The sequence below is a fragment of the Serratia sp. CY37869 genome (assembly GCF_052168895.1).
GTDB classification, from domain to species: Bacteria; Pseudomonadota; Gammaproteobacteria; order Enterobacterales; family Enterobacteriaceae; genus Serratia; species Serratia ureilytica.
The window spans coordinates 14123-27581 of sequence record NZ_JBJNLU010000007.1 but is presented as its reverse complement, the minus strand read 5'-3'; the positions used below and the strand labels follow the sequence as shown (position 1 = coordinate 27581).

The window sequence follows — 13459 nt, the reverse complement described above, 5'->3', positions numbered from 1 at the left end:
GGTAAACGTTTGCATGACGGCAGCTAAATCGGACTTTTCCGGGATCAGCTGTCGATCGGATCGACATCCAGCGTCCATTTCACCTTGCGCGTTTGCGGCAGGGTGCCGATCAGCGGCAGCGAGCTTTTCATCAGCTGTTGCAGGACGCGCCGTGTCGGATGCTGCAGCAGCAGCTGCCAGCGGAAACGGCCGCCGCGTTTGGACTGCAGCGCCGGCACCGGGCCCATCACCCACAGCGAATCGTCCTTAAGCGGACTGGCTTCCAACAGATTGCGCAGCTGCTGCAGGAACAGCGGGGCCTGTTGGTTATCGTGATCTTCGGCGCGCACGATGATGTGGCTGGTGTAGGGCGGTAGAAACACGCTGTTGCGCTCCGCTAGCGTCTGTTTGGCGAAGGCGTCGTAACCTTGTTGCAGCAGCACCTGCAATAACGGGTGCTCCGGGTGGTGGGTTTGCAGCAGCACTTCACCCTGTTTGCCCGCTCGCCCCGCGCGCCCGGAGACCTGGGTATAGAGCTGAGCAAAACGCTCGGCGGAGCGGAAGTCGGCGGAGAACAGCGCGCCGTCCACGTCCAGCAACGCCACCAGCGTGACGTCGGGAAAATGGTGGCCCTTGGCCAGCATTTGCGTGCCGATCAGAATGCGCGCTTCGCCGCGATGAATATCCGCCAGATGCTGCTCCAGCGACCCTTTGCGGCTGGTGGTGTCGCGATCGATGCGGGTGATCGGCGTGTCGGGGAACAGCGGCGCCAGCTCATGTTCCAGCTGTTCGGTGCCGACGCCGACCGATACCAGGTGGGTGGAGCCGCACTGCGGGCATTGGTGCGGCACCGGTCGCTGGCTGTCGCAGTGGTGACAGCGCAGCTGGCGCTGATGCTGGTGGAAGGTGTAATAGTGATCGCAGCGCTGGCACTCGGCGATCCAGCCGCACTCGTGGCACAGCAGCGCCGGGGCGTAACCGCGGCGGTTGAGGAACAGCATCACCTGATTGCCGGCTTTTAAATGGTGCTGCATGCTTTTCAAAAGCGGCTGCGACAGGCCGACCTTCAGCGGCAACCCTTTCAGATCGATCAGATGCTGCGCCGCCGGTTTGGCGTTGCCCGCGCGCTGGGTGAGCTTCAACTGGCGATATTTGCCCAGCTGCACGTTGTGCAGTGTTTCCAGTGCCGGCGTGGCGGAGCCCATCACCATCGGGATATCTTCTTCCCGGGCACGGAACACCGCCAGATCGCGGGCGTGGTAGCGCCAGCCTTCCTGCTGTTTATAAGAGCTGTCGTGCTCTTCGTCGATGATGATAACGCCCAGTTGCCGGAACGGCGTGAACAGCGCCGAGCGGGTGCCGATGACGATAGCGGCTTCGCCGCTGCGCGCGCGCAGCCAAACCGCCAGCCGTTCGCTGTCGTTCAGCCCGGAGTGCAGCACGTCCACCGGCGCGTTGAAGCGCTCGCGAAAGCGGGCGATGGTTTGCGGCGTCAGGCCGATTTCCGGCACCAGCACCAGCGCCTGCCGGCCTTTGGCCAACACGTTTTCCAGCACGCTGAGATACACCTCGGTCTTGCCGGAGCCGGTGACCCCGGCCAGCAGCCAGGCGGCAAACTGCTCATCTTCGCTTCGGATCGCCCCGACGGCGGTGGCCTGTTCGGTATTCAGCCGCAGCCGCTCGCCGAGCACCGCAAAGTTGGGGCGCCAGTCCTGCGTGGCCGCGACCTGAGCGCGCAGATCGATCAGCCCTTTGGCGCGCAGCGCCTGCAGGGCGCTTTCCGTCAGCTCAAGCTGGCTGACCTGATGGCGATAGACCGGGCGTTGCAACAGCGCCGCCAGCGCCTGCTGCTGTTTCGGCGCGCGTTTCAGGCTTTCGGGCGGCGTGGCGCGCCCCTCTTCGGTGGCGAACCACTGCCACAGCGGCGCGGCCTCGGCCGGTTTGCCTTGGCGCAGCAGGATCGGCAGCGCGTGGAACAGCACTTCGCCGATGGGATAGTGGTAGTAATCGCTGGCCCAGCGCAGGATGCGCCACAGGCTGGGGGAGAACAGCGATTCCGTGTCGATCACGCTGTCGATCGGTTTGAGCTTGTCCAACGGCAGTTCGCTGGTGTCGCTGCAGCCGGTGACGATGCCGATTGCATGCTGCTTGCCCCAGGGCACGCCCACGCGCGCGCCGGCCACCGGCTGCATGCCGGGCGGCAGCAGATAGTCGAAGGTGCGGGCGAGGGGGACCGGCAAAGCAACGTGTACGACGGGCATGATCTCATCCAAATTGAAAAAAAGTGGGCATCAGTTTACACGGCGCATCGGCAAATGTACGGTTCCGATTGCGCGCCCCGACTAATGCTGTATAATTTGCCGCCTTTGGTATAATTCGATACCAAAATTCTATTATCAACCACGTGTGGTGTCTGGCGAAACAGGGCTGGATAGCGACACGGCCTTAACTGAGGTTTCCCATGAAACAAGGTATCCACCCAAAATACGAAGAAGTTACTGCTAACTGCTCTTGCGGTAACGTGATGAAGATCCGCTCCACCGTGGGCCACGATCTGAACCTGGACGTTTGTGGCGCATGCCACCCGTTCTACACTGGCAAGCAGCGTGACGTTGCTACCGGTGGCCGCGTTGACCGCTTCAACAAGCGTTTCAGCGTACCAGGCGCTAAGAAATAAGATTTCTTATCGACCGATGAAAAAGGCGCCCTGGGCGCCTTTTTTCTTTTCTGCCGCCGGCGTTCGCCGGGCGGTTCTCAATATTCCCAGGTATCGGGATCGACACCCAGTTCGCGCATCAACGCTTTTGCGGCTTCCGGGATTTCATCGCTGCGCTCTTTGCGCAGGTCTTCATCGTTCGGCAGCGGCTGGCCGGTAAAGGCATGCAGAAACGCTTCGCACAGAAGTTCGCTGTTGGTGGCGTGGCGCAGGTTGTTCACCTGGCGACGGGTCCGTTCGTCGGTGAGGATTTTCAGGACCTTCAGCGGAATGGATACCGTGATCTTTTTGACTTGCTCGCTTTTTTTACCGTGTTCAGCGTAAGGGCTGACATACTCGCCGTTCCACTCAGCCATGGGACACCTTAACTTTGTCAGAAAAATTACAAAATTCTAAAAACCGGCCAATTATGCCCGATCTTCACTGTTCTCACTAAATAAATGTCAATTTTACGCGACCAGGGTCACTGAATGCCCCGCTTCGACCAGGCATTGCCGCTTAACATCTTATCGTCATGTCATATCGGCATAATTTTAGCGGGTATTGTGTCATTGCTCAATCTATACGCAAAGAAGTTTAGATGTCCAGATGTATTGACGTCTATCAATCCTGCGATTACTCTTTAGGCCTCATTCACCGAACCGAGAGCCGAGCGAGCCCATGACGCGTAAACCAGCCACGATTGCCGTACGCAGCGGCCTGAACGACGACGAACAGTACGGCTGCGTTGTCCCGCCGATTCATCTGTCCAGCACCTATAACTTTACCGACTTCAATCAACCCCGAGCTCATGACTACTCGCGCCGCGGCAACCCGACGCGCGACGTGGTGCAGCGCGCGTTGGCGGAGCTGGAAGGCGGCGCCGGCGCGGTGATGACCGGCAGCGGGATGTCGGCGATCCATCTGGTGACCACCGTACTGCTGAAGCCCGGCGATCTGCTGGTGGCGCCGCACGACTGTTACGGCGGCAGCTATCGGTTATTCGACAGCCTGAGCAAGCGCGGCGCTTATCGCGTGCTGTTCGTCGATCAAGGCAATGAGGCCGCCCTGCAACAGGCGCTGGCGCAAAAGCCGAAGCTGGTGTTGATAGAAAGCCCCAGCAATCCGCTGCTGCGGGTGGTGGACATCGCGGCGATCTGCGCTGCCGCGCACGCGGCGGGCGCGTTGACGGTGGTGGACAACACGTTCCTCAGCCCGGCCCTGCAACAGCCGATCGAACTCGGTGCCGATCTGGTGGTCCATTCTTGCACCAAATACCTGAACGGGCATTCGGACGTGGTGGCCGGCGCGGTGATCGCCAAAGATCCTGAGCTGGCGGTCGAGCTGGCCTGGTGGGCGAACAACATCGGCGTGACCGGCGGCGCGTTCGACAGCTATCTGTTGCTGCGCGGCATGCGCACGTTGTCGCCACGCATCAAGGCGGCGCAACAAAACGCTGAAGCGATTGTTGACTATTTACAGCAGCAACCGCTGGTGAAAAAGCTGTATCATCCTTCCCTGCCGGAGAATCCGGGGCATGAGATCGCCCGTCGTCAGCAGCGCGGTTTCGGCGCGATGCTGAGTTTTGAACTGGACGGCGATGAAGCGGTGCTGCGCCGTTTTCTCTCTGCCCTTGAGCTGTTTACTCTGGCAGAATCGTTGGGCGGCGTAGAAAGCCTGATCTCGCATGCAGCGACCATGACTCACGCCGGCATGGCGGCGGAGGCGCGGGCAGCGGCCGGCATCTCCGAGAGCCTGCTGCGCATTTCCGTGGGTATTGAAGACAGTGAAGATTTGATTGCCGATCTGGAACGCGCTTTCCAGGCGGCGGCAACGAGGTAAGCATGAATGCAATTGCTGTAGCAGGGCCGGTGAGCGGGCGTCAACTGCACAAGTTTGGCGGCAGCAGTCTGGCGGATGTGAAGTGTTATCTGCGTGTGGCCGGGATTATGGCGGAATACAGCCAGCCGGGCGACATGATGGTGGTATCGGCCGCCGGCAGTACCACCAACCAGTTGATCAACTGGCTGAAGCTCAGCCAGAGCGATCGCCTGTCTGCGCACCAGGTGCAGCAGACGTTGCGTCGTTATCACAGCGATCTTATCAGCGGCCTGTTGCCGCCGGAAAGCGCCGAGCCGCTGATCGCCGAGTTCATTCAGGATCTGGAACGCCTGGCGGCGCTGCTGGACGGCAATGTCGACGAGGTGTGCTACGCCGAAGTGGTCGGGCACGGCGAGATTTGGTCGGCGCGCCTGATGGCGGCGGTGCTCAACCACCTGGACATGCAGGCGGCCTGGCTGGATGCGCGTGACTTCCTGCGCGCCGAGCGCGCCGCGCAGCCGCAGGTGGATGAAGGCCGTTCTTACCCGCTGTTGCAACAATTGATGGCCCAACACCCGGGTAAACGCCTGGTGGTGACCGGGTTCATTTCGCGCAACGACGCCGGGGAAACCGTGCTGTTGGGGCGTAACGGCAGTGACTACTCCGCTACTCAGGTCGGCGCGCTGGCCGGCGCTGCGCGCGTCACCATCTGGAGCGACGTGGCCGGGGTTTACAGCGCCGATCCGCGCAAGGTGAAAGACGCCTGCCTGCTGCCGCTGCTGCGTCTGGACGAAGCCAGCGAGCTGGCGCGTCTGGCTGCGCCGGTGTTGCACACCCGTACCCTGCAGCCGGTCTCCGGTAGCGATATCGATCTTCAGCTGCGCTGCAGCTATCAGCCGGAGCAGGGCTCGACGCGCATTGAGCGCGTATTGGCTTCCGGCACCGGCGCCAAGATTGTCACCAGCCACGACGATGTGTGCCTGATTGAACTGCACGTTGCCGCTCAGCATGACTTCAAACTGGCGCAGAAAGAGTTGGATCTGGTGCTCAAGCGCGCGCAGATCAAACCGCTGGCGGTGGGCATCCACCCAGACCGCAACCTGGTGCAGCTGTGCTACACCTCCGAGGTGGTCAACAGCGCGCTGGCGACGCTGCAGGCCGCGGTGCTGCCAGGCGAGCTGCGCCTGCGCGAAGGGTTGGCGCTGGTGGCGATGGTCGGCGCCGGGGTGTGCAAGAACCCGCTGCACAGCCACCGTTTCTATCAGCAGCTGAAAGATCAGCCGGTCGAGTTTATCTGGCAGGCGGAAGATGGCATCAGCCTGGTGGCGGTATTGCGCCAGGGGCCGACCGCGCTGCTGATCCAGGGGCTGCACCAAAGCCTGTTCCGCGCCGAGAAGCGCATCGGTCTGGTGCTGTTCGGCAAGGGCAATATCGGGTCGCGCTGGCTGGAGCTGTTCGCCCGTGAGCAGACCAATATCTCCGCGCGCAGCGGCTTCGAATTTATCCTGGCGGGGGTGGTGGACAGCCGCCGCAGCCTGCTGAACTATGACGGGCTGGACGCCAGCCGCGCGCTGGCATTCTTTGAGGACGAAGCGCAGGAGCTGGATGAAGAATCGCTGTTCCTGTGGATGCGCGCGCACCCGTTCGACGATCTGGTGGTGCTCGACGTGACCGCCAGCGAAGAGCTGGCCGGGCAGTATCTGGATTTCGCCAGCTACGGTTTCCACGTGATCAGCGCCAACAAGTTGGCGGGGGCCTCGTGCAGCGACAGCTATCGCCAAATACGCGACGCCTTCGCCAAAACCGGCCGCCACTGGCTGTATAACGCCACCGTCGGCGCCGGCCTGCCGGTCAACCACACGGTGCGCGATCTGCGCGACAGCGGCGACAGCATTCTGGCGATCAGCGGCATCTTCTCCGGCACGCTCTCCTGGCTGTTCCTGCAGTATGACGGCACGGTGCCGTTCACCGAGCTGGTGGATCAGGCCTGGCAGCAGGGGCTGACCGAACCGGATCCGCGGGTCGATCTCTCCGGCCAGGACGTGATGCGCAAGCTGGTGATCCTGGCGCGCGAGGCGGGCTACGACATCGAACCGAACCAGGTGCGGGTCGAGTCGCTGGTGCCGGCGGGGTGCGAGCTGGGCTCCGTCGATCAGTTCTTCGAGAACGGTGAGGCGCTGAATCAGCAGATGCAACAGCGCTTTGAGGCCGCCAGCGAAATGGGCCTGGTGCTGCGCCATGTGGCGCGTTTCGACGCCAACGGCAAGGCGCGGGTCGGCGTAGAGGCGGTGCGCCCTGAGCATCCTCTGGCCTCGCTGCTGCCGTGCGACAACGTGTTCGCCATCGAAAGCCGCTGGTATCGCGATAATCCGCTGGTGATCCGCGGGCCGGGCGCCGGCCGCGATGTGACCGCCGGCGCGATCCAGTCAGACCTTAACCGATTGGCGCAGCTGCTTTAATCCTCTGCGGGCGCGGGCTCACCGCGCCCCTTGGCTTTTCCTGCCATACTTATCTTTGTCGCGATCATGAAATTCCCTCGTTGAGCGGGTGAGGATTAATCATCTTATTCCCCTCATTTTCCTGTTGACTCTTTAGCCAACATGCGGCATTTTCTATCTAGACGTCTAAACGTATAGACGCTCATCAAGATGAAATAAAAACAGTGATCGATAAGAGGTGAGCAGGGTATGAGTTTTTTCCACGCAAACCAGCGGGAAGCGCTGAATCAGAGTCTGGCGGAGTTGAACGGCCAGATTAACGTATCATTCGAGTTCTTCCCGCCACGCACCAGCGAGATGGAAGAGACCCTGTGGCAGTCGATCGATCGTCTGAGCATCCTCAAACCTAAATTCGTTTCCGTCACCTACGGCGCCAACTCCGGCGAGCGCGATCGCACCCACAGCATCATCAAAGGGATCAAGGAACGCACCGGCCTGGAGGCGGCGCCGCACCTGACCTGCATCGACGCCAGCCCGGCGCAGCTGCGCGACATCGCGACCGATTACTGGAACAGCGGCATCCGCCATATCGTGGCGCTGCGCGGCGATCTGCCGCCGGGCGGCGGCAAGCCGGAAATGTACGCGACCGATCTGGTGGCGCTGCTGAAAGACGTGGGTGACTTCGACATTTCCGTCGCCGCTTACCCGGAAGTGCATCCGGAGGCGAAGAGCGCCCAGGCCGATTTGATTAACCTGAAACGCAAGATCGATGCCGGCGCCAGTCGCGCGATTACCCAGTTCTTCTTCGACGTTGAGAGCTACCTGCGCTTTCGCGACCGCTGCGTCGCCGCCGGTATCGACGTGGAAATCGTGCCGGGCATTCTGCCGGTGTCCAACTTCAAGCAGCTGCAGCGCTTCGCCACCATGACCAACGTGCGGGTGCCAAGCTGGATGACCAGCATGTTCGAAGGGCTGGACGACGATGCGGAGACCCGCAAAATGGTCGGCGCCAACATCGCCATGGACATGGTGAAGATCCTGAGCCGCGAAGGGGTGAAAGATTTCCACTTCTATACCCTGAACCGTGCAGAGATGAGCTACGCCATCTGCCACACGCTGGGCGTGCGCCCGGTGGCCGCCGCCTGACGGGCTTGTTCCATTGAAAAGGGCGCCGCTTTACCGCGGCGCCCTTTTTTTGTGGGGGAAAGGCATAAAAAAGCGGCCCCGATAAACGGGGCCGCGATGAGGCTCACTAGCCGGTGTTGCGCATCCCGGCGGCGACGCCGGCGATGGTAACCATCAACGCCTGCTCCACGCGGGCGTCTGGCTGCTCCTGCTGGCGAGAACGGTGCAGCAATTCGGCCTGCAAGACGTTCAACGGGTCGGTATAGACGTTGCGCAGCGCGATGGATTCGGCGATCCACGGCAGGTCTTCCATCAGGTGCGCATCGTTGGCGATGGTCAGCACCACCTTGATGTCGCTTTCCAGCTGATCGCGCAGCTGTTGGCCCAGCGGCCACAGCGATTTATCCACCAGGCGCTGATCGTAGTATTCCGCCAGCCACAGGTCGGCTTTGGCGAACACCATTTCCAGCATGGCGATGCGGGTGGAGAAGAACGGCCAATCGCGACACATCGCCTCCAGCTCCGCCTGTTTGCCGGCTTTCACCGCTTCCTGCAATCCGGCGCCGGCGCCGAGCCAGGCCGGCAGCATCAGGCGGTTCTGCGTCCAGGCGAAGATCCACGGAATGGCGCGCAGGCTCTCTACGCCGCCGTTCGGTTTGCGCTTGGCCGGGCGCGAGCCCAGCGGCAGTTTGCCCAGCTCCAGCTCCGGCGTGGCCGCGCGGAAGTAAGGCACGAAGTCCGGGTTTTCACGCACGTAGCCGCGATACATTCGGCAGGAGGTCTCGGACAGGTCGTCCATCAGCGCCCGCCATTCTTTCTTCGGTTCCGGCGGCGGCAGCAGGTTGGCCTCGAGGATCGCGCCGGCATACAGCGCCAGGCTGCTGATGGTGACTTCCGGCAGGCCGAACTTGAAGCGGATCATCTCGCCCTGTTCGGTGACGCGCAGGCCGCCCTTCAGGCTGCCCGGCGGCTGCGACAGCAGCGCCGCATGCGCCGGAGCGCCGCCGCGGCCGATGGAACCGCCGCGGCCGTGGAACAGCGTCAGCGCCACGCCGGCCTTTTCACAGGTTTTTATCAGCGCGTCCTGCGCGCGGTACTGTGCCCAGGAAGCGGCCATCACGCCGGCGTCTTTCGCCGAGTCGGAATAGCCGATCATCACCATCTGTTTGCCCTGGATGAAGCCGCGATACCAGTCGATGTTCAGCAACTGGGTCATCACGTCGTCGGCGTTGTTCAGGTCGTCGAGGGTTTCGAACAGCGGGGCGACCGGCAGCGCGAACGGGCAGCCGGCCTCTTTCAGCAGCAGGTGCACCGCCAGCACGTCGGAAGGCGTGCGCGCCATAGAAATCACATAGGCGGCGATCGAGCCCTGCGGCGCTTCGGCAATCACCCGGCAGGTTTCCAGCACTTCCTGCGTGTCGGCGCTCGGTTGCCATTTCAGCGGCACCAGCGGGCGTTTGGAGTTCAGTTCGCGGATCAGGAACGCCTGTTTATCGGCTTCCGACCAGCTTTCATAGTCGCCCAGCCCCAGATAGCGGGTCAGCTCGGCGATGGCTTCGGTATGGCGGGTGCTCTCCTGGCGCACGTCGATGCGCACCAGCGGCACGCCGAAGCAGCGCACGCGGCGCAGGGTATCCAGCAGTTGACCATTGGCGATGATGCCCATGCCGCAGGCCTGCAGCGACTGGTAGCAGGCATACAGCGGCTCCCACAGCTGCTCGTTGTTCACCAGCAGGTCGTGCGGTTTCAGCACGCGCTCGCCCTTCAGGCGACCTTCCAGATAAGCCTGGGAACTCATCAGCTGGCTGCGCAGCTGCTTCATGATTTCGCGGTAAGGCTCCTGTACCTCATCGCCGCCGGCGCGGGCGCGCAGCTCAGGGGTGCACTCGGTCATCGACAGCTCGGAGACCAGCACCTGGATGTCGCGGGTAAACAGGTCGCAGGCTTTCCAGCGGCTGAGCAGCAGCACATGGCGGGTAATTTCGGCGGTGACGTTCGGGTTGCCGTCGCGGTCGCCGCCCATCCAGGAGGTGAAGCGCACCGGCACCGCTTCTACCGGCAGGCTGTAATCGATGGAGTTTTCCAGCTGTTCGTTGAATTCGCGCAGGAACGCCGGCACGCCTTCCCACAGGCTGTTTTCCACGACGGCAAAACCCCATTTGGCTTCGTCGATCGGGGAAGGGCGGTGTTTGCGAATTTCATCGGTGTGCCACGACTGGGCTACCAGCTGGCGCAGGCGGCGCATGATCTTGTTGCGCTCGTAGTCGGCCAGATCGTTGTGATCGAGCTGGCTGAGGCAGGTGTTGACCTCCACCAGCTTGTGGATCAGGGTGCGGCGGGTGATCTCCGTCGGGTGCGCCGTCAGCACCAGCTCGATGGAAAGTTGCGACACCGCGTGCTGCAGCTCTTTGTCGCTGAGCTTTTTGTCTTTGAGGCGGCTGAACAGTTGGGCCAGCGCTTCCGGGTTGCTGGCGGCTTCGCCGTTGGGCGAAATGCTGTGGTACTGCTCGGCGACGTTGGTCAGGTTGAGGAACTGGCTGAAGGCGCGCGCCACCGGCAGCAGCTCGTCGTTGGACAAGTTCTGCAGGGTGGAGAGCAGCTCCTGGCGATGCGCTTCGTTGCCGGCGCGTGAGGATTTGGAAAGCTTACGGATGGTCTCAACGCGATCGAGAATATGCTCGCCCAGCGCTTCTTTGATGGTATCGCCGAGCAATTTGCCGAGCATACTGACATTACTGCGCATTGCCGAATATTGTTCGTTCATATAACCCCTGACCCAGTTCTGTATGTATGATTTTTATCTTGTAAATAAATTTCACGCGTCAGGCGCAGACCGCCTGCCTGATCCCATCGCGTTCCTGTCCAATCGTCAATTGACACTATTTTTAGCAAAAAAACATCAAAATCGGCGCATTTTCTGAAATTTAATTACGCCGCGTGGGTTATCAGCGTGGCTTATTTCGCTGCTTTCTACTTATTTTGAGTTAGGGGAAGCATAAAGCATTTCCCCTGCTAAATGTCGGGTTTATTGCCGGCAAAAGTGATTGACCAGCTGGCCCAACAGTTTGCGCGTCGGTTCGATAAACGCGGTGTCGATGTATTCGTCCGGCTGGTGGGCCTGATCGATGGAACCGGGGCCGAGCACCAACGTCGGGCAGACCTGTTGCACGAACGGCGCTTCGGTGCAGTAGTTGACCACCTGCGTGCGGGTGCCCAGCAGCTCCTCGATCACCGCTACCATGCGGTGGTCGGTCGGGCATTCGTAGCCCGGTACCGACGCGTGCAGCTCTTCGATGGTCAGGCGGCCCGGCCAGCGTTGGCTCACTGGCTCCAGCGCCTGATGCATCAGTTCGTTGATGTTGTCGAGCGTCATGCCGGGCAGCGGGCGGATATCCAGGTGCAGTTCGCAACAGGCGCAGATGCGGTTGGCCGCGTCGCCGCCGCTGATATGGCCGAAGTTCATGGTGGGATAAGGCACGGCGAACGCCGGGTTGTTGTAGCGCTCCTGCAGGGTCTTGCGCAGCTCCATCAGGCGGCCGATGGACTCGTGCATCAGATCGATGGCGTTGACGCCGCGCGCCGGATCGCTGGAGTGGCCGGACTGGCCGACGATGCGAATGGCGTTGGCCATGTGGCCCTTGTGCGCGCGCACCGGCTGCAGCGAGGTCGGCTCGCCGATGATGGCGAAATCCGGACGAATGGCGGTAGAGGCGGCGAAGTAACGCGCGCCGGCCATCGTCGTTTCTTCATCTGCGGTGGCTAAAATGTACAACGGCTTGGTCAGCTTGCTCGCGTCGATATCGCGCACCGCATCCAGAATAAAGGCGAAGAAGCCTTTCATGTCGGCGGTGCCCAGCCCGTAGAGCTTGTTGTCGTGCTCGGTCAGGGTGAAGGGATCGCGCGTCCAGCGGCCTTCGTCGTAAGTCACCGTATCGGTGTGGCCGGCCAGCAGCAGGCCGCCGCTGCCTTCGCCGATGCTGGCCAGCAGGTTGAATTTGTGGCGCGACTCCGGCACCGGCTGTACGTCGACGCGAAAGCCCAGGTCGGCAAACCATCCGGCCAGCAAGTTGATTAACGCCTCATTGCTCTGATCGAGGCCGGCATCGGTGGCGCTGATTGACGGAGTGGCGATCAACGCCCGGTACAGCTCAATAAATGGAGGTAATTTCATCTTCACTGTTGACAGCCTTAGGTTAGGATAGTATCAATATTCATGCATTTATTTTGAATAAAAATACAGTAAGCCGAAGCGTAAGGGAACCCGATGCCCGGATGTTTATAAAAGCATCAACGCCTGGCTCCGTGGGTGAACGGCGCAACAACGCTGGCTAGCCCTGTTACCTGGGTCGCAAGCGACCGCACGTCAGTTTAGAAGGTGAAAGGCCACATGTTGAATACGCTGATCGTTGGTGCCAGCGGTTACGCCGGAGCGGAGCTCACGGCTTACCTGAATCGCCACCCACACATGAACATAACCGCTTTAGCGGTTTCAGCGCAAAGTGCAGATGCAGGAAAGTTGCTTTCCGATCTCCATCCCCAGTTGAAAGGCATCGTCGATCTGCCGCTGCAGCCGTTGACTGACGTCGCCAAGGCGGCGCAGGGCATCGACGTGGTGTTCCTCGCCACCGCCCATGAAGTCAGCCACGATATTGCACCGGCTTTCCTGGCGGCGGGCTGCGTGGTGTTCGATCTGTCCGGCGCCTTCCGCGTGCAGGACGCCGGTTTTTATAGCCAGTACTACGGTTTCGAGCATCAGCATGGCGCTCTGCTGGAGCAGGCGGTGTACGGCCTGGCGGAGTGGCAGAGCGACAAGATTAAACAGGCGCAGCTGATCGCGGTGCCGGGCTGTTACCCGACGGCGGCGCAGCTGGCGCTGAAACCGTTGATCGAAAAACAGCTGCTGAATCTGGATCAGTGGCCGGTGATCAACGCCACCAGCGGCGTTAGCGGCGCCGGGCGCAAGGCCAGCATGACCACCAGCTTCTGCGAAGTGAGCCTGCAGCCGTACGGTATTTTCACTCACCGGCACCAGCCGGAGATCGCCGCGCACCTCGGCGTGCCGGTCATCTTTACGCCGCACCTGGGCAATTTCCCGCGCGGCATCCTTGAAACCATCACCTGCCGTCTGAAAGCCGGGGTGACCGCGCAGGACGTCGCGGCCGCCTATCATGTCGCCTATGACGACAAGCCGCTGGTGCGGCTGTACGACCAGGGCGTGCCGGCGCTGAAATCGGTGGTGGGGCTGCCGTTCTGTGACATCGGTTTTGCGGTGCAGGGCGAGCATCTGATCGCCGTGGCGGTGGAAGACAATCTGCTGAAAGGCGCGGCGGCGCAGGCGGTGCAATGCCTGAATATCCGTTTCGGCTTCCCGGAAACCCAATCACTCCTTTAAACCAGCGTG

At 61.5% G+C, this 13459-nt stretch carries 9 protein-coding genes; 5 read left to right on the top strand and 4 right to left on the bottom strand.

Going from position 1 to position 13459, the window contains the following annotated elements:
- Positions 1-44: 44 nt before the first annotated feature.
- Entirely contained in the window at positions 45-2240 is a 2196-nt protein-coding gene (gene priA, locus ACJ8J1_RS23795) for a primosomal protein N' (protein ID WP_033645214.1), read from the bottom strand.
- Positions 2241-2440: 200 nt separating this feature from the next.
- Between priA and rpmE the strand changes: the two genes are divergently transcribed.
- Entirely contained in the window at positions 2441-2656 is a 216-nt protein-coding gene (gene rpmE, locus ACJ8J1_RS23790) for a 50S ribosomal protein L31 (protein ID WP_004931078.1), read from the top strand.
- 77 nt (positions 2657-2733) lie between these two features.
- Here rpmE and metJ read toward each other — a convergent pair whose 3' ends face one another.
- Positions 2734-3051 (bottom strand): met regulon transcriptional regulator MetJ, encoded by a 318-nt coding sequence (gene metJ, locus ACJ8J1_RS23785; protein WP_004931076.1) that lies wholly within the window; start codon positions 3049-3051, stop codon positions 2734-2736.
- 304 nt (positions 3052-3355) lie between these two features.
- On the opposite strand from metJ, the gene metB reads away from it, so the two are divergent.
- From metB to metF, 3 genes are all read left to right on the top strand, one after another.
- Positions 3356-4516 (top strand): cystathionine gamma-synthase, encoded by a 1161-nt coding sequence (gene metB, locus ACJ8J1_RS23780; RefSeq protein ID WP_033645215.1) that lies wholly within the window; start codon positions 3356-3358, stop codon positions 4514-4516.
- Between the two features lie 2 nt (positions 4517-4518).
- Entirely contained in the window at positions 4519-6954 is a 2436-nt protein-coding gene (locus ACJ8J1_RS23775; RefSeq protein ID WP_033645216.1) for a bifunctional aspartate kinase/homoserine dehydrogenase II, read from the top strand.
- Positions 6955-7182: 228 nt separating this feature from the next.
- Positions 7183-8079, top strand: a complete 897-nt coding sequence (gene metF, locus ACJ8J1_RS23770) for a methylenetetrahydrofolate reductase (protein WP_033645217.1) — start codon at positions 7183-7185, stop codon at positions 8077-8079.
- Positions 8080-8185: 106 nt separating this feature from the next.
- Here metF and ppc read toward each other — a convergent pair whose 3' ends face one another.
- Together ppc and argE are read right to left on the bottom strand one after the other, a co-directional pair.
- Positions 8186-10822 carry a phosphoenolpyruvate carboxylase gene (gene ppc, locus ACJ8J1_RS23765; RefSeq protein WP_004931070.1) on the bottom strand — a complete coding sequence of 879 codons (2637 nt, stop codon included), beginning with the start codon at positions 10820-10822 and terminating at the stop codon, positions 8186-8188.
- Positions 10823-11083: 261 nt separating this feature from the next.
- Positions 11084-12229, bottom strand: coding sequence for an acetylornithine deacetylase (gene argE / locus ACJ8J1_RS23760; protein ID WP_442520433.1), 1146 nt, complete (start codon positions 12227-12229; stop codon positions 11084-11086).
- A gap of 216 nt (positions 12230-12445) precedes the next feature.
- Between argE and argC the strand changes: the two genes are divergently transcribed.
- Entirely contained in the window at positions 12446-13450 is a 1005-nt protein-coding gene (argC, locus tag ACJ8J1_RS23755) for an N-acetyl-gamma-glutamyl-phosphate reductase (protein WP_033645218.1), read from the top strand.
- Positions 13451-13459: the final 9 nt, after the last annotated feature.